Genomic DNA, 15,684 nt, shown 5'->3' on the forward strand with positions numbered 1-15,684 from the left:
GAGGGCAAATGCCCGTTAAAACGGGCATCTTATGAGGATAGTGGTCAGACGGAAGGTGTGCGAATGATGCGGTTTTTACCCGACTGTTTGGCTTTGTAGAGTGCTTCATCCACGCTGCCCACAAACTGTGCCTGCGGCTCCTGGTGCCACTCGCCCAGCCCGGCGCTAAAGGTCACGCTGAGTCCCTCTTCACGCCAGTTGCGTTCGGCAACCCGTACGCGCCAGTTTTCCAGCAAGGCGTTCGCGACATCACTCTGCTGCGCCGGGAAGAGTACGGCAAACTCTTCACCACCGTAGCGATAAACCGACACGCCATGGGGCTGCATAATCTGAATACCTTCCCGGGCCACATTACGTAGCACGATATCGCCGGTGAGGTGCCCCCAGGTATCGTTAATAGTTTTGAAGTTATCAATATCAATTAACGCCATGGAGAACGGATGGTGATCGTTTATCAGGGCGGCAATATCGGTATCGAAGGCGCGTCGATTTTTACAACCGGTCAGCGCATCAATGGTGGCTTGTCGCACCCAGGAGAGCTCCCGCTCCTTATTACTCTCTATGGCTTTGCTCAGCATTGCCTCCAGGCGCGGGGCCTGCTTCACGTCACCGGTTTTAATGGCGTTGATGATATTCATCAGCACGCTTCGCGAGGCATGACGCAGGTACAGGCCAAAGAGCAAAATAGTAATAGCCGCAAGGGCAAGCCCCCAGGCCACAATGTTGGTTTCATGACGGATCAGGGCATCGAGCGCCGCACTGGAGACTCGATAAATAACGAACCAGTCGGGATTCGTAAACGAGTAGTAATAATACCAGGCGTGAGTGGATTCATCGTAAATATGTCCCTCGCCGCTGGTCATCTGATCCATTAGCTTTTCGCTAACGTAGGATTTGAAGAGCACACCGGTGTCCGGATGCAGGATCACTTTCCCGTCTCGTTCCACGACAAAAAACTCCCCCTGCACCGGAGAGACCATCTGGCGCAGAGTAAAGCCCATGGATGCCAGGTCGAGGTGGAAAGCGAGCGTGCCTTTCAGCCTGCCTTCCGGCGAGATCACCGGTTTGAAGAGGGTGACTGTGGGATGATGAGTGAAGAAGTCTTTATACGGGCGGGTATAGCGGCTAAAGGTGCTGGATTCAGCCTGTGCCATAAACCACGGGCGGGTGCGGGCATCGAAGGTCTCGCTCGTTTTATCAGCAATGATGGCCGGGGCTCGCAAATGGTGGCCCTGGACATCGGCCAGGGAGATGGACGAGACACTGGGCATCAGATTTTGCAAATGCATCAGCAGTTGCAAACCCTGCGTCGGATCGCCGGTGACCATCTTCTCAAGTTGCTCATTACGCGAGAAAAACGTAGCCGCTCGCCCCAGGATGTAATCATTTTCTCGCAGGATAGATTCCGTGTAATTCACCGCCAGGTTATGGGTGAAGTTACGGTTAATCTGATGATAGTCGTCCAGAAAATCTTTACGCTGAGTCCCTATAATAAACACCGCGATCAGTACAAAACTGAGCAGGATGCCCGCAAAGCTCACCATAATGGGAGTTGTAAAAGAAAGCTTTCTGTTTTGAAGCGCCATCAGTAATAAATCATTCCAGAATAAATAAAATGTAGAAGCCCTAGCGTTATGGTTTCGCCCGGCCTGTGGTTGATAAGTATACTGCCGTTAATTAAAACGAGGATGATTTGGCTTAAGACCTGGCTTTTTAATTCAAATTTATTTGAAGATTTCAGCGTGCGCCGTAAATGATAAAGAGAAGGCAGGGCGAAAGAGGAAGAAAGTATTCGCCCTGGTCAATAAGGATTATTGACGCAGTGAAGATAAAAAAACGGACCTTTGTGAACAACGGCCCGTTGTGAGGATGTCGAGCAGTCTCGACACCATTTCATACTTTTACAGTGCGTTTCAGCGAGATTGCGAAGCGCGCCCCAGCCAGCTATCCCAATCCTTCCAGACCGGCTGCAATCCTTGCCCTGACAGGGCCGCCGCCACCTCTTCCGGACGGCGCCCATCGTGCGGCGCGAATTGCTCCAGCTCCGGATGATCGTCAGCGTATCCGCCTGGCTGGGTTTTTGAAAAGGCGCTCACGTTGTTAATGGCCAGCGGGACGACGCGATCGCGAAAGGCCGGCGATTCACGCGTAGAGAGTGACAGCTCAACGTCAGGTGCCAGCAGGCGAAAGGCGCAGATGGTCTGCACCAGCTGGCGTTCATCCATAATGGAGGCGGGCTGGATCCCCCCGGCACAGGGGCGCAGGCGCGGAAAGGAGATGGAGTATCTGCTTTGCCAGTAATGTTGTTGTAGCCACAACAGATGCTCCGCCACCATATAACAGTCCACTCGCCAGCTGTCGGAAAGACCTGTTAGCGATCCCAGGCCAATCTTGTCGATTCCGGCGCGACCAAGGCGATCCGGAGTCTCCAGCCGCCAGAAGAAGTCCTGTTTTTTCCCTTTCAGATGGTGTTGGGCATAGACCTTCTCGTGGTACGTCTCCTGATAAACCAGCACCCCGTCCAGGCCGAGGGTTTTAAGCTCTGCGTACTCCTCCTGTGAGAGCGGCTGGATCTCCATCTGTAAGGAGGAGAACTGGCGGCGAATGTCCGGGAAATGGCGGCGAAAATAGTCCATGCCCACCTTCGATTGATGTTCGCCCGTTACCAGCAGCAGATGTTCAAACCCCATCTCACGAATCGCGGCGCATTCCCGGGCAATCTCCTGCGCATCCAGTGTTTTGCGCTTGATTCGGTTACTCATTGAAAAACCGCAATAAGTGCAGTCGTTGGCACACAAGTTCGAGAGATAGAGGGGCACGTAAAAGCTGACCGTATTGCCAAAACGCTGCCGGGTCAGGCGCTGCGCCCGCTGCGCCATGGGTTCCAGATAAGCATCGGCCGCCGGGGAGAGCAGGGCCATCATCTCTTCACGGCCGGGATGACGTGCCGCTAATGCCCGCTGGACGTCGGCAGCGGTTTTGCTGTGAATACGCAGGCGAATATCATCCCAGTCGAGCTGGCGCCAGCGATCGGTAAAGGTCTTCATCACCGCGCCTCCAGAAAGCCGGTGAGCGGGCTGGTGGCCTGCGCCAGCATACTGCGTGAACCGGGGCCAGACTGACGGGCCAGCAGGCCTGCTTCTACCGCCAGGCGGAAGGCGCGGGCCATCAGCACCGGGTCGTCGGCAACGGCAATCGCCGTATTGACCAGTACCGCATCGGCACCCATCTCCAGCGCCTGGGCGGCATGGCTTGGGACGCCGATGCCGGCATCTACCACCACCGGTACGGTGGCCTGCTCGATGATGATCTCCAGCATCGCGCGGGTCTCCAGCCCCTGGTTCGAGCCAATCGGCGCCCCCAGCGGCATGACTGCCGCACAGCCCGCCTCTTCCAGCCGTTTACAGAGCACCGGGTCCGCGCCGCAGTAAGGCAGCACGGTAAATCCTTGTTTTACCAGCATCTCTGCGGCTTTTAGCGTTTCGACAGGATCGGGTAACAACCAGCGGGCATCGGGATGGATCTCCAGCTTGAGCCAGCTTGTGCCCAGCGCTTCACGCGCCAGCTGCGCGGCAAAGACGGCCTCTTCGGCGGTCTTGGCACCGGAGGTATTGGGCAATAGCGTCACCCCGGCCTCCAGCAGCGGGGCGAGGATTGCGTCGCTGTGGTTGCGCAGATCCACGCGTTTCATCGCCAGCGTAACGAGCTGGCTGCCGCTTTCGTGGATAGCCTCCACCATCAGCTGGGACGAGGCAAATTTTCCGGTTCCGGTAAACAGATGTGATTCAAAGGTTCTATCAGCAATACGTAACATTTAGCCTCCTGCGATGACCTGAAAAAGCAGGATGTGATCGCCTTCGCTCACCTGCTGATGTTCCCACCGCTCGCGCGGCAGGATCTGTTGGTTAAGTGCCAGCGCCATGCCCGGCTTAAGTTGACGCAGCTGGTCTAGCAGGGCGGCAACCGTTAACCCCTCTACGCACTGCATCGGCTCATCGTTAAACTGAATGCGCATGTTGCCCTCCACAGACGGTGCAGCCCTTGGCGCGCTGCAAGGCCAGCTGCCGCCAGCTGCCGGCACGCGCATCGAACAGGCGTAGCGCGTTATGTCCGGTGTTGATTCCGCTAAGCAGTTTGATGGCCTCCAGCGCCTGCAGCGTACCCATTACCCCCACGACCGGGCCAAGCACACCAGCCGTGCGGCAGTTGCGTTCAGGCTCGGCATCGTCCGGCCACAGGCAGCGATAACATCCCTGCGCCCAGGGAGGCGTGAGTACCATCATCTGCCCACCAAAGCCGACGGCACTGGCGGTGATTAACGGCGTATCGAGCGACACGCAGGCAGCATTGATTGCCTGGCGGGTGGACATGTTGTCGGTACAGTCGAGCACCACGTCGGCCAGGGCGACTTCATGCTGCAGGCTCTGTCCGCTTAGCCGCGCCTGGCGCGCGATCAATTCGATATTTGGGTTCAACTGATGGAGCCGTTGACGGGTTATCTCTGCCTTGGGCTGGTTGAGATCGTCAGGGGTAAAAAGGATTTGCCGCTGCAGATTGCTGAGATGCACCTCGTCATCATCGGCAAGCACCAGCGTGCCGACCCCGGCTCCCGCCAGGTAAAGGGCCGCTGGCGCACCTAACCCGCCCAGACCGACAATCAGTACCCGGCTGGCAAGCAGCTTTTGCTGCCCATCAATGGCGATATCCTCCAGTAATATCTGGCGGCTATAGCGCATAAAGTCACGATCATTCATCGCCCACTCCTGCCAGCTTCAGAAGCTGTGCGGTAGCGGCTTGCCAGTCTGCAGCCTGGGTGATGGCGCTTACGACCGCGATACTGCCTACGCCAGTCTCCAGCACCGCCGGGGCGCGCTCGAGGCTAATACCGCCGATGGCTACGGTGGGGTAGTCCCCCAGGCGGGCAATATGGCGAGCCAACTGGGTCAGTCCCTGCGGTGCTGAGGGCATCTGTTTGGTTTGCGTGGGGAAGACGTGGCCCAGTGCGATGTAAGAGGGACGGGCGGCCAGCGCCACGTCGATCTCCATATCATCGTGCGTGGAGACGCCCAGACGCAGCCCGGCGTGGCGAATGGCATTCAGATCGGTGGTTTCCAGATCTTCCTGGCCCAGGTGCACACCATAAGCATGATGCTTTATCGCCAGCCGCCAGTAGTCATTGATAAACAGGCGGGCATCATAGCGCCGCCCGAGCGCAATGGCGGCCACCACATCGGCCTCTACCTCGTCATCGCGCTTATCTTTAATCCGCAGCTGAAGGGTGCGAACCCCAGCATCCAGCAGGCGCTCAATCCACTCAAGGCTATCGACCACCGGATAAAGCCCTAGCCGGTAGGGCACCGTTGGGAAATCGGGCTGGTACATTATGCCTCCTCTTTTTTGAGGTAGATTTCGCCGCCTTTGGCGCGGAAGGTTTCTGACATGTCTGCCATCCCCACTTCGATGGTCTGCGCGGCAGCGTAGTCACGCACCTCCTGACTGATTTTCATTGAGCAGAATTTCGGGCCACACATAGAGCAGAAGTGCGCCACTTTGCCCGACTCCTGCGGCAGGGTTTCGTCGTGATAAGCGCGGGCGGTGAAAGGGTCGAGCGCGAGGTTGAACTGGTCTTCCCAGCGGAACTCGAAGCGCGCCTTCGACATCGCGTTATCGCGGATCTGCGCACCCGGATGGCCTTTCGCCAGGTCCGCGGCGTGAGCGGCAATTTTGTAGGTAATCAGCCCCTGTTTCACATCCTCTTTGTTGGGCAGGCCAAGATGTTCTTTCGGCGTGACGTAGCAGAGCATCGCGCAGCCGAACCAGCCAATCATCGCTGCGCCAATGCCCGAGGTGAAGTGGTCGTAACCCGGTGCGATATCGGTGGTCAGCGGCCCTAAGGTATAGAACGGCGCTTCGTGGCAGTGCTCCAGTTCTTCGGTCATGTTGCGGCGGATCATTTGCATCGGCACGTGACCCGGGCCTTCAATCATCACCTGCACGTCATACTCCCAGGCGATTTTGGTCAGTTCGCCCAGGGTGTGCAGCTCGGCGAACTGCGCTTCGTCGTTGGCATCGCGAATGGATCCAGGGCGCAAACCGTCGCCCAGCGACAGCGAAACATCGTACGCCGCGCAGATTTCGCAGATTTCGCGGAAGTGTTCGTAGAGGAAGTTTTCCTGATGATGGGAGAGGCACCACTTGGCCATGATGGAGCCGCCGCGCGAGACGATGCCGGTGAGGCGTTTGGCGGTCATCGGTACGTAGCGCAGCAGCACGCCAGCGTGAATGGTGAAGTAATCCACGCCCTGTTCGGCCTGCTCCAGCAGGGTATCGCGGAACGCTTCCCAGGTAAGGTCTTCGGCAATGCCGTTCACCTTTTCCAGCGCCTGATAAATTGGGACGGTACCAATCGGCACCGGACTGTTACGCAGGATCCACTCGCGGGTTTCGTGAATATAGCGGCCAGTTGAGAGATCCATCACCGTATCTGCACCCCAGCGCGTAGACCAGACCAGTTTCTCTACCTCTTCTTCGATGGAAGAGGTGACCGCAGAGTTACCGATGTTGGCATTAACCTTCACCAGGAAGTTGCGGCCGATAATCATCGGCTCAGATTCCGGATGGTTAATGTTGGCCGGGATAATCGCCCGGCCCGCCGCCACTTCGTCACGCACGAATTCGGGGGTGATGTTCTCCGGCAGATGCGCACCAAAACCTTCGCCCGGATGCTGGTGGCGCAGGACTTCACTGCGAATGCGCTCACGACCCATGTTTTCGCGAATGGCAATGAACTCCATCTCTGGCGTGACGATGCCCTGGCGCGCATAGTGCAGCTGGGTGACACATTTGCCTGGCCTGGCTCGTTTGGGCGTCAGCAGGCCAGTGAAGCGCAGTTCATCCAGACCGTCGTCGGCCAGACGCTCGTTGGTGTAATGTGAACTGCGAACTGTCAGCGCTTCGCTGTCGTTACGCGCCTCAATCCATGGCTGGCGCAGCTTTGCCAGTCCCTTCTGTACGTCGATGGCAATATCGGTATCGCCGTACGGGCCGGAGGTGTCATATACCGGTACGGCCTCGTTTTCCTCGAACTGCGGATTTTCTTTGCTGCCACCGATAAGCGTTGGGCTAAGCTGAATTTCGCGCATCGGGACGCGAATATCGGCTTGCGAGCCGGTGATGTAGATACGCTTAGAGTTCGGAAACGCGGTGCCTTCCAGCGTGTCGATGAAGTGTTGTGCTTGTGCGCGTTGTTCGCGGCGGGTCAGTTTAGTTGCAGACATAGCTCATTCCAAAAGTGAAGGACATGGCTTGTCAGACGACGGATGAAGCAAGAGAGACGATCGCCCGGGGGCGATGCGACAGCAGATTGACTCTTGTTCCCTTCGCAGGTATTAGCCTGATCAGGTTCCGCGGATCCCGAATTAACGGTCTCAGCCCGGCTTTCGCTCTGGGCACTCCGACAAGAAAAAGCTCCTGCAGTGCAGAAGCGGTGTAGATAAATTACGCGCTAACGGCTAATAACTCAAGCAGGCCGGGCGATGTGATCTTCGTTGCTGGCGGTCAGATCGTTATCCAGTGCCAGTGCGATCAGCTTATCCTCTAGCGTGAAGCGCTCTTCCAGTGCTTCACCCAGGTCGGACAGCGCCTGCTGAAACTCAAGATAGTTATCATGATCGATAGCGTTCTCAAGCGTGGAGTCGTAGTAATCCATTATCTGCTGGGTGTTAGCTTCCAGCTGCGGATAAATTTTGGTGGCGGCTAATACCGGGGTATCGCCTTCCATTTCACCGATAATACGTTCATAAATATTAAAATGACCGTCGGACAGGTAATCCACCAGGCTTTGACAAAAATCATCGAGTGCCTTCTCGTTCAGGCGCATAAACGACTCTTTGCCAGGCTTAATGCCAACCAGATTGTAGTAGGCAACAAGAAGATGCTTGCGCACGTGTAGCCAGCGATCGACCAGGTTATTACTACCTCCAACGCGCTCTGTCAGGCTTTCTAGCTGGTTTAGCATGTTTGACTCCGCAAGGTTATGATTAAAAGCTGCCCACCCAAAAATGTAATGATAATGTTACCAACATGCCTGTGAAGCGAAGGTAGTGCAATAGATATGGATCGTATTATTGAAAAATTAGATCGCGGCTGGTGGATCGTCAGCCATGAACAAAAATTATGGTTGCCTGCCGGGGAATTACCACACGGTGAGGCAGGAAATTTCGATCTTGTGGGGCAACACGCACTGCAGATCGGCGAATGGCAGGGCGATCCTGTGTGGTTGATCCAACAACATCGCCGTCAGGATATGGGATCGGTTCGTCAGGTGATCGATCAGGATGTCGGCCTGTTTCAACTGGCGGGACGCGGCGTGCAGCTGGCGGAATTTTATCGTTCACATAAGTTCTGTGGCTACTGTGGGCATACCATGCAGCCGAGCAAAACCGAGTGGGCAATGCTCTGTAGCCACTGCCGCGAACGCTACTATCCACAGATTGCGCCGTGCATTATTGTCGCTATCCGGCGGGAAGACAGCATCCTGCTGGCGCAGCATACCCGTCACCGTAACGGCATACATACCGTGCTTGCCGGGTTCGTTGAAGTGGGCGAAACCCTGGAGCAGGCGGTGGCGCGTGAAGTGATGGAGGAGAGCGGGATCACGGTTAAAAATCTTCGCTATGTCACCTCGCAGCCGTGGCCATTCCCCATGTCATTGATGACCGCGTTCATGGCTGACTATGACGACGGTGAGATCGTGATTGACCCGAAAGAGCTGCTGAACGCCAGCTGGTATCGCTATGACAATCTGCCCTTGTTACCCCCACCGGGAACGGTGGCGCGTCGGCTGATAGAAGATACCGTGGCAATGTGTCGGGCCGAGTATGAATGACGTGATACACTGAGGCCATGACGCTTAAGGAACTGCAACAATGACCGAACTGAAGAACGATCGTTATCTGCGTGCGCTGCTGCGCCAACCCGTTGATATCACCCCGGTATGGATGATGCGCCAGGCTGGCCGTTATCTGCCAGAGTACAAAGCCACCCGTGCTCAGGCCGGCGATTTTATGTCGCTGTGCAAAAATGCCGAGCTGGCTTGCGAAGTGACCCTCCAGCCGCTGCGCCGCTATCCGCTTGATGCTGCGATCCTCTTCTCGGATATTCTGACCATTCCGGATGCGATGGGCCTTGGCCTCTATTTCGAAACCGGTGAAGGTCCACGCTTCTCTTCTCCGATTAAAAACAGAGCCGACATCGATAACCTGCCCATCCCGGATCCGGAGCAAGAGCTGGGTTATGTGATGAACGCAGTGCGAACGATTCGTCGTGAGCTGAAGGGGGAAGTGCCCCTGATTGGCTTCTCCGGTAGCCCGTGGACGCTGGCGACCTACATGGTAGAAGGCGGTAGTAGCAAAGCCTTTACCCTGATCAAAAAGATGATGTATGCCGATCCGTTAGCCCTGCACGCACTGCTCGACAAGCTGGCGAAGAGCGTCACCCTCTATCTCAATGCGCAGATTAAAGCGGGTGCCCAGTCGGTGATGATTTTCGATACCTGGGGCGGCGTGCTTACCGGTCGTGACTACCAGCAATTCTCGCTCTATTACATGCACAAAATTGTGGATGGCCTGCTGCGTGAAAACGAAGGTCGTCGCGTACCAGTAACTCTGTTTACCAAGGGCGGCGGACAGTGGCTTGAAGCCATGGCGGAGACCGGTTGTGATGCGCTGGGCCTCGACTGGACCACCGATATCGCCGATGCGCGTCGTCGCGTGGGCGACAAAGTCGCGCTACAGGGCAATATGGATCCTTCCATGCTCTATGCGCCGGCTGCGCGTATTGAAGAAGAAGTGTCGACTATACTTTCTGGTTTCGGCCAGGGTGAAGGCCACGTCTTTAACCTCGGCCACGGTATTCATCAGGATGTACCGCCTGAGCATGCAGGCGTATTTGTGGAGGCGGTGCACCGGCTTTCTGCGCAGTATCATCTTTAAGGAGTGGTTATGGATCTCGCGTCGCTACGCGCTCAGCAAATTGAACTGGCCTCATCAGTGATCCGAGAGGATCGTCTGGATACGGATCCTCCGCAGTACATTGGCGGGGCAGATGTCGGATTTGAGCAGGGTGGCGAAGTGACGCGGGCGGCGATGGTGATACTGAAGTATCCGTCGTTAGAGCTGGTGGAGTACAAGGTTGCGCGTATTGCCACCACCATGCCCTATATTCCGGGCTTCCTCTCTTTTCGCGAATATCCCGCGCTGTTGGCAGCGTGGGAGCAACTCTCACAAAAACCTGACTTGCTGTTTGTTGATGGACATGGCATTTCCCACCCCCGTCGCTTAGGCGTCGCCAGCCATTTTGGCCTGCTGGTCGATGTCCCTACTATCGGGGTCGCGAAAAAGCGCCTGTGCGGTAAGTTTGAGCCGCTCTCTGCCGAACCGGGCGCCCTGGCACCGTTGATAGACAAAAACGAACAGCTGGCATGGGTCTGGCGCAGTAAAGCGCGCTGCAATCCGCTGTTTGTGGCAACCGGGCATCGGGTCAGTACCGACACCGCCCTGGCATGGGTACAGCGCTGCATGAGAGGCTACCGTCTGCCCGAGCCGACGCGCTGGGCGGATGCCGTGGCATCAGGCCGTCCGGCATTTGTTCGTTGGCAGGAAATTCAGCCCTGATTCAGGTACACTGCGGCTAATTTCCGATTAGAGATCTCATCATGTTACAAAACCCGATTCATCTGCGCCTTGAGAAGCTGGAGAGCTGGCAGCACGTCACCTTTATGGTCTGTCTTTGCGAGCGCATGTATCCCAACTACGCCGTATTCTGCAAAGAGACGGCGTTTGGTGAGGGGCAGATCTATCGCCGCATCCTCGACCTGGTGTGGGAGACGCTGACGGTGAAAGATGCGAAGGTGAATTTCGACTCTCAGCTCGAGAAGCTGGAAGAGGCGATTCCTGCGGCAGACGACTACGAAGTCTATGGCGTCTATCCGGCTATTGATGCCTGCGTGGCATTAAGTGAACTGATCCACTCCCGCCTAAGTGGCGAAACGCTGGAGCATGCCATTGAGGTCAGTAAGGCCTCTATCACAACGGTTGCGATGCTGGAGATGACCCAGGAAGGGCGTGAAATGACCGACGAAGAGCTCAGAGCGAACCCGGCGGTTGAGCAAGAGTGGGACATTCAGTGGGAAATTTTCCGCCTGCTGGCAGAGTGCGAAGAACGCGACATTGAGCTGATTAAAGGTCTGCGCGCAGACTTGCGTGAGGCGGGTGAGAGTAATATTGGTATAAATATTAACCAGTGAGACAACAAAACGTGATTTAACGCCTGTTTTGTCATGCCTGCACTCTTCCCTTCTGCCCCCCGTCTGGTCTACATTTGGGGGGCGAAAATAAGTGGCTATCGGTGCGTGTATGCAGGAGAGTGCTTTTTTGGCATTTTCGTCGCACTCGATGCTTAGCAAGCGATAAACACATTGAAAGGATAACTTATGAACAAGACTCAACTGATTGATGTAATTGCGGACAAAGCTGATCTGTCTAAAGTACAGGCTAAAGCTGCTCTGGAATCCACCCTGGCTGCAATTACTGAGTCTCTGAAAGAAGGCGATGCTGTACAACTGGTAGGTTTCGGTACCTTCAAAGTGAACCACCGCGCTGAGCGTACTGGCCGCAACCCGCAGACCGGTAAAGAGATCAAAATCGCCGCTGCAAACGTGCCGGCTTTTGTATCTGGTAAAGCACTGAAAGACGCAGTTAAGTAAGACGCGTGGCAGTGAACAGTTTTAACGAAGGGGCGGTTTCGCCCCTTTTGTCTGTCTGGCGCCAGGCCCTGGCTCTGGCAGGCGTGCTGTTGCTCTCTGCCTGTAGTCGCGACGCCTCTCTGCCGGCCTTTACCGCCAGCGGATATGCCGATAATCAGGGGGCAGTGCGTATCTGGCGTAAAGATTCAGACGACGACGTTCACCTGCTTTCCGCTTTCAGCCCCTGGCATAGTGGCAGTACCACAACCAGTGAATACCGCTGGCAAGGTGATACCCTCGCTCTTATCGAACTGAACATTTACAGCGCCACCCCTGAACATGTGCGGATACGTTTTGATGACCGCGGCGAGCTGAGCTTTATGCAGCACGAAACGGGTGGGCAAAAGCAGCAACTCTCCAGCGACCAAATCGCGCTCTACCGTTATCGTGCCGATCAAATCCGTCAGACCAGCGATGCGCTGCGTCAGGGGCGGGTTGTGCTGCGTCAGGGGCGCTGGCATAGCGATGGTACGGTGACAACCTGTGAGGGGCAGACGGTGAAGCCTGAACTGGAGTCCTGGGCCACCGAACATATTGAACGTCGTCAGCGTCACTCTTCTATGGAAGTCAGCATCGCGTGGCTTGAGGCGCCGGAAGGTTCTCAGCTTTTACTGGTGGCGAACGAAGATTTCTGTACCTGGCAGCCGACGGAAAAGAGTTTTTAAGTCCCCTCTCCCTTGAGGGAGAGGGTTAGGGTGAGGGGGAATTACTCCCCCTGCTCACGCGCAATCGCACGATAACCGATATCCTGACGGCTGAAGCTGCCGTTCCAGTGGATATCTGCCATCAGCTCATAGGCGCGCTTCTGTGCCTCAGCAACGGTGTGTCCGAGTGCGGTCGCGCACAGTACGCGGCCACCGTTGGTTAAGACACGATCGTCGTCTGCCAGCGTCGTGCCGGCGTGGAACACTTTCGCGCCATCTATCGCTTCCAGCGGCAGGCCGTGGATCTCGTCACCGGTGTTGTAACTCCCCGGATAACCGCCCGCCGCAATCACCACGCCCAGAGAGGCACGCTCGTCCCACTCAGAGGTTTGCTCATCGAGTTTGCCTTCGCAGGCTGCCAGGCAGAGTTCGACCAGGTCCGATTTCATGCGCAGCATGATGGGCTGGGTTTCCGGATCGCCAAAGCGGCAGTTGAACTCAATGACTTTCGGGTTGCCCTGCTTATCGATCATCAGGCCCGCGTACAGGAAACCGGTATAGGTATTGCCTTCTGCGGCCATCCCTTTCACGGTAGGCCAGATGATGCGCTCCATGGTGCGCTGATGCACTTCGTCAGTGACCACAGGCGCAGGAGAGTAAGCGCCCATCCCACCGGTATTCGGGCCGGTGTCTGCGTTACCCACGCGCTTATGGTCCTGGCTGGTGGCCATAGGCAGCACATGCTCCCCATCAACCATCACGATAAAGCTCGCCTCTTCGCCGTCGAGGAACTCTTCGATGACGATACGATGGCCTGCGTCGCCAAAGGCGTTACCTGCCAGCATATCCTGTACGGCCGCTTCGGCTTCTTCGAGGGTCATCGCCACGATTACGCCTTTACCGGCGGCCAGGCCATCCGCCTTGATAACAATAGGGGCGCCTTTCTCACGCAGATAAGCCAGCGCGGGTTCGACTTCAGTAAAGTTCTGGTATTCCGCCGTCGGGATCTTATGCCGGGCAAGGAAATCTTTGGTGAAGGCTTTGGAGCCTTCCAGTTGAGCGGCGCCCTCGGTCGGGCCGAAGATTTTCAGGCCTGCCGCGCGGAAGGCGTCAACAACGCCAATTACCAGCGGCGCTTCCGGGCCGACGATGGTCAGATCGATCTTCTCGCTCTGAGCAAAGCTCAGCAGGGCGGGTATATCCGTCACACTAATCGCCACGTTCTGCAGCGTTGGCTCCAGCGCCGTGCCGGCATTGCCGGGGGCCACAAAAACGGTTTCGACCCGTGGAGACTGCGCGGCTTTCCATGCCAGGGCGTGCTCACGCCCGCCGTTACCAATTACTAATACTTTCATTGTCTGCTCCGGGAATTAATGACGGAAATGGCGCATGTCGGTGAAGATCATCGCGATGCCGTGCTCATCGGCTGCGGCAATCACTTCATCATCGCGGATAGAGCCGCCAGGCTGGATCACACAGGTGATGCCCACTGCAGCAGCTGCGTCGATACCATCACGGAACGGGAAGAAGGCGTCAGACGCCATGGCGGAGCCTTTTACTTCCAGACCTTCGTCGCCCGCTTTGATACCCGCAATTTTAGCGGAGTAGACGCGGCTCATCTGGCCTGCGCCTATGCCAATGGTCATGTTCTCTTTCGCATAGACGATGGCGTTAGATTTAACGAACTTGGCAACCTTCCAGCAGAACAGCGCATCACGCAGCTCTTGTTCGGTAGGTTGACGTTTGCTCACAACGCGCAGGTCTTTTTCGCTTACCATTCCGAGGTCACGATCTTGTACCAGCAGACCACCATTAACACGTTTGAAATCAAGGCCCGGTACGCGCTCTGCCCACTGACCGCAAATCAGTACGCGCACGTTCTGTTTCGCGGCGGTAATTTTCAGCGCTTCTTCGGTGGCAGAAGGGGCGATGATCACTTCAACAAACTGGCGGGAGATAATGGCCTGTGCGGTTTCGGCGTCCAGCTCACGGTTAAAGGCAATGATGCCGCCAAACGCGGAGGTTGGGTCGGTTTTGTAAGCACGGTCGTAAGCATCCAGAATAGAGGTGCTTACCGCGACACCGCATGGGTTGGCGTGCTTCACAATCACGCAAGCTGGTTCGCTGAACTCTTTCACGCACTCCAGCGCGGCGTCAGTATCCGCGATGTTGTTGTAAGAGAGCGCCTTGCCCTGTACTTGTTGTGCGGTGGCAACAGAAGCTTCTTTTACTTCTTCTTCTATATAGAAGGCAGCCTGCTGGTGGCTATTCTCGCCATAGCGCATGTCCTGCTTCTTAATGAAGTTGAGATTCAGGGTGCGAGAGAAGCGGCCGGAAGGCTCGTTACTTTCACCATGATAGGCTGGCACCAGGCTACCGAAGTAGTTGGCAATCATACTGTCGTAGGCGGCAGTGTGTTCGAAGGCTTTAATCGCCAGGTCGAAGCGCGTCTCAAGATTCAGAGAGCCTTCGTTGGCATCCATCTCTTTAATAATGGCGTCGTAGTCGCTGCTCTTCACCACGATGGCCACATCTTTATGGTTCTTGGCAGCGGAGCGCACCATGGTTGGGCCGCCGATATCAATATTCTCTACCGCATCTTCCAGCGAGCAGCCTTCACGGGCAACGGTCTGGGCGAACGGGTACAGGTTAACGACAACCATGTCGATCGGCGCGATCCCGTGTTGTTCCATAATACCGTCGTCCTGACCGCGACGGCCCAGAATGCCGCCGTGAACTTTCGGGTGCAGGGTTTTGACGCGTCCGTCCATCATTTCCGGGAATCCGGTGTAATCGGAGACTTCGGTTACCGGCAGACCTTTATCTGCTAACAGGCGAGCGGTACCGCCAGTAGACAGCAGCTCTACACCACGTGCAGAAAGCGCCTGAGCGAATTCGACGATACCGGCTTTATCAGAAACACTGAGCAGAGCGCGGCGGACTGGACGACGTTGTTGCATGGTAAATCCCCTGGATTTCACGATTACAGAGAGCGTTAGGTGAATTTTCTTTAGAAAAACTCAGCTAACACACCTTGCGGGGCGTTTTATTTAGCGCGAGCATTTTAACGAAAACGTTTGCGCACCGCTCGTCATTTTTCACTTTTTCGCTGCATTGTGGATAAGTCTGTGTGTAATCAGGTATAAAGCGGGGTTTTGCTGGGGAATGCAGCAGTCAGTCATTTTTATGTCATTTTTCTATTGCGGCCTGCAGAGAACTCCCTATAATGCGCCTCCA

At 56.1% G+C, this 15,684-nt stretch carries 16 protein-coding genes and 1 riboswitch; of the genes, 6 read left to right on the forward strand and 10 right to left on the reverse strand.

Translation table 11 applies throughout. The features are described 5' to 3' along the window. Positions 1–44 precede the first annotated feature (44 nt). The 8 genes from B2Q93_RS15330 to B2Q93_RS15365 form a co-directional block, all read right to left on the reverse strand. Positions 45–1,586, reverse strand: coding sequence for a sensor domain-containing diguanylate cyclase (locus B2Q93_RS15330; protein WP_286933655.1), 1,542 nt, complete (start codon positions 1,584–1,586; stop codon positions 45–47). A 327-nt stretch (positions 1,587–1,913) separates the two neighbouring features. Continuing rightward, positions 1,914–3,047: a 2-iminoacetate synthase ThiH gene (gene thiH / locus B2Q93_RS15335; protein ID WP_040077674.1), complete on the reverse strand. Its 1,134-nt coding sequence runs from the start codon at positions 3,045–3,047 to the stop codon at positions 1,914–1,916. Continuing rightward, entirely contained in the window at positions 3,047–3,814 is a 768-nt protein-coding gene (gene thiG, locus B2Q93_RS15340; RefSeq protein WP_286933656.1) for a thiazole synthase, read from the reverse strand. The genes thiH and thiG overlap by 1 nt, the downstream gene beginning before the upstream one ends. Then, a complete protein-coding gene (gene thiS, locus B2Q93_RS15345; protein WP_286933657.1) occupies positions 3,815–4,015 on the reverse strand; it encodes a sulfur carrier protein ThiS in 201 nt (66 codons plus the stop codon). Further along, the gene (locus B2Q93_RS15350) at positions 3,999–4,754 is read right to left on the reverse strand and encodes a HesA/MoeB/ThiF family protein (protein ID WP_212478134.1); all 756 of its coding nucleotides are present in this window, start codon (positions 4,752–4,754) and stop codon (positions 3,999–4,001) included. Before B2Q93_RS15350 ends, thiS begins: the two co-directional genes overlap by 17 nt. After that, on the reverse strand, positions 4,747–5,382 hold the full coding sequence (gene thiE / locus B2Q93_RS15355) for a thiamine phosphate synthase (protein ID WP_286933659.1): 636 nt from the start codon (positions 5,380–5,382) through the stop codon (positions 4,747–4,749). The genes B2Q93_RS15350 and thiE overlap by 8 nt, the downstream gene beginning before the upstream one ends. Next, positions 5,382–7,277 carry a phosphomethylpyrimidine synthase ThiC gene (thiC, locus tag B2Q93_RS15360; RefSeq protein ID WP_286808238.1) on the reverse strand — a complete coding sequence of 632 codons (1,896 nt, stop codon included), beginning with the start codon at positions 7,275–7,277 and terminating at the stop codon, positions 5,382–5,384. The genes thiE and thiC overlap by 1 nt, the downstream gene beginning before the upstream one ends. A gap of 80 nt (positions 7,278–7,357) precedes the next feature. Then, a riboswitch (TPP riboswitch) is annotated at positions 7,358–7,466 on the reverse strand. Positions 7,467–7,519: 53 nt separating this feature from the next. Further along, on the reverse strand, positions 7,520–8,017 hold the full coding sequence (locus B2Q93_RS15365) for an Rsd/AlgQ family anti-sigma factor (protein WP_040077665.1): 498 nt from the start codon (positions 8,015–8,017) through the stop codon (positions 7,520–7,522). A gap of 96 nt (positions 8,018–8,113) precedes the next feature. Between B2Q93_RS15365 and nudC the strand changes: the two genes are divergently transcribed. The 6 genes from nudC to B2Q93_RS15395 all read left to right on the forward strand — a co-directional run bounded on the left by nudC (position 8,114) and on the right by B2Q93_RS15395 (position 12,468). Beyond that, positions 8,114–8,887, forward strand: coding sequence for an NAD(+) diphosphatase (gene nudC, locus B2Q93_RS15370; protein WP_046887168.1), 774 nt, complete (start codon positions 8,114–8,116; stop codon positions 8,885–8,887). Positions 8,888–8,927: 40 nt separating this feature from the next. Next, positions 8,928–9,992 (forward strand): uroporphyrinogen decarboxylase, encoded by a 1,065-nt coding sequence (gene hemE / locus B2Q93_RS15375; RefSeq protein WP_046887167.1) that lies wholly within the window; start codon positions 8,928–8,930, stop codon positions 9,990–9,992. A gap of 9 nt (positions 9,993–10,001) precedes the next feature. Next, positions 10,002–10,673: a deoxyribonuclease V gene (gene nfi, locus B2Q93_RS15380; RefSeq protein ID WP_207292781.1), complete on the forward strand. Its 672-nt coding sequence runs from the start codon at positions 10,002–10,004 to the stop codon at positions 10,671–10,673. A 41-nt stretch (positions 10,674–10,714) separates the two neighbouring features. After that, entirely contained in the window at positions 10,715–11,305 is a 591-nt protein-coding gene (locus tag B2Q93_RS15385; protein ID WP_286933660.1) for a YjaG family protein, read from the forward strand. Positions 11,306–11,491: 186 nt separating this feature from the next. Continuing rightward, the gene (gene hupA, locus B2Q93_RS15390; RefSeq protein WP_002445246.1) at positions 11,492–11,764 is read left to right on the forward strand and encodes a nucleoid-associated protein HU-alpha; all 273 of its coding nucleotides are present in this window, start codon (positions 11,492–11,494) and stop codon (positions 11,762–11,764) included. Positions 11,765–11,775: 11 nt separating this feature from the next. After that, positions 11,776–12,468, forward strand: a complete 693-nt coding sequence (locus B2Q93_RS15395) for a DUF1481 domain-containing protein (protein WP_207293797.1) — start codon at positions 11,776–11,778, stop codon at positions 12,466–12,468. Positions 12,469–12,509: 41 nt separating this feature from the next. Here the strand turns inward: B2Q93_RS15395 and purD are convergent, their stop codons facing one another. Further along, on the reverse strand, positions 12,510–13,802 hold the full coding sequence (purD, locus tag B2Q93_RS15400) for a phosphoribosylamine--glycine ligase (RefSeq protein ID WP_286933662.1): 1,293 nt from the start codon (positions 13,800–13,802) through the stop codon (positions 12,510–12,512). Between the two features lie 15 nt (positions 13,803–13,817). Next, a complete protein-coding gene (gene purH, locus B2Q93_RS15405) occupies positions 13,818–15,407 on the reverse strand; it encodes a bifunctional phosphoribosylaminoimidazolecarboxamide formyltransferase/IMP cyclohydrolase (RefSeq protein ID WP_046887164.1) in 1,590 nt (529 codons plus the stop codon). Positions 15,408–15,684 lie beyond the last annotated feature (277 nt).

Source organism: Leclercia sp. UBA5958, assembly GCF_002430365.1.
Classification (GTDB): domain Bacteria; phylum Pseudomonadota; class Gammaproteobacteria; order Enterobacterales; family Enterobacteriaceae; genus Enterobacter; species Enterobacter pneumoniae.

Bases quoted from the DNA above. Each gene is read 5' to 3' on its own strand.
- B2Q93_RS15330 (WP_286933655.1), bottom strand. From the start codon at position 1,586: ATGGCGCTTCAAAACAGAAAGCTTTCTTTTACAACTCCCATTATGGTG.
- thiH (WP_040077674.1), bottom strand. From the start codon at position 3,047: ATGAAGACCTTTACCGATCGCTGGCGCCAGCTCGACTGGGATGATATT.
- thiG (WP_286933656.1), bottom strand. From the start codon at position 3,814: ATGTTACGTATTGCTGATAGAACCTTTGAATCACATCTGTTTACCGGA.
- thiS (WP_286933657.1), bottom strand. From the start codon at position 4,015: ATGCGCATTCAGTTTAACGATGAGCCGATGCAGTGCGTAGAGGGGTTA.
- B2Q93_RS15350 (WP_212478134.1), bottom strand. From the start codon at position 4,754: ATGAATGATCGTGACTTTATGCGCTATAGCCGCCAGATATTACTGGAG.
- thiE (WP_286933659.1), bottom strand. From the start codon at position 5,382: ATGTACCAGCCCGATTTCCCAACGGTGCCCTACCGGCTAGGGCTTTAT.
- thiC (WP_286808238.1), bottom strand. From the start codon at position 7,277: ATGTCTGCAACTAAACTGACCCGCCGCGAACAACGCGCACAAGCACAA.
- B2Q93_RS15365 (WP_040077665.1), bottom strand. From the start codon at position 8,017: ATGCTAAACCAGCTAGAAAGCCTGACAGAGCGCGTTGGAGGTAGTAAT.
- nudC (WP_046887168.1), top strand. From the start codon at position 8,114: ATGGATCGTATTATTGAAAAATTAGATCGCGGCTGGTGGATCGTCAGC.
- hemE (WP_046887167.1), top strand. From the start codon at position 8,928: ATGACCGAACTGAAGAACGATCGTTATCTGCGTGCGCTGCTGCGCCAA.
- nfi (WP_207292781.1), top strand. From the start codon at position 10,002: ATGGATCTCGCGTCGCTACGCGCTCAGCAAATTGAACTGGCCTCATCA.
- B2Q93_RS15385 (WP_286933660.1), top strand. From the start codon at position 10,715: ATGTTACAAAACCCGATTCATCTGCGCCTTGAGAAGCTGGAGAGCTGG.
- hupA (WP_002445246.1), top strand. From the start codon at position 11,492: ATGAACAAGACTCAACTGATTGATGTAATTGCGGACAAAGCTGATCTG.
- purD (WP_286933662.1), bottom strand. From the start codon at position 13,802: ATGAAAGTATTAGTAATTGGTAACGGCGGGCGTGAGCACGCCCTGGCA.
- purH (WP_046887164.1), bottom strand. From the start codon at position 15,407: ATGCAACAACGTCGTCCAGTCCGCCGCGCTCTGCTCAGTGTTTCTGAT.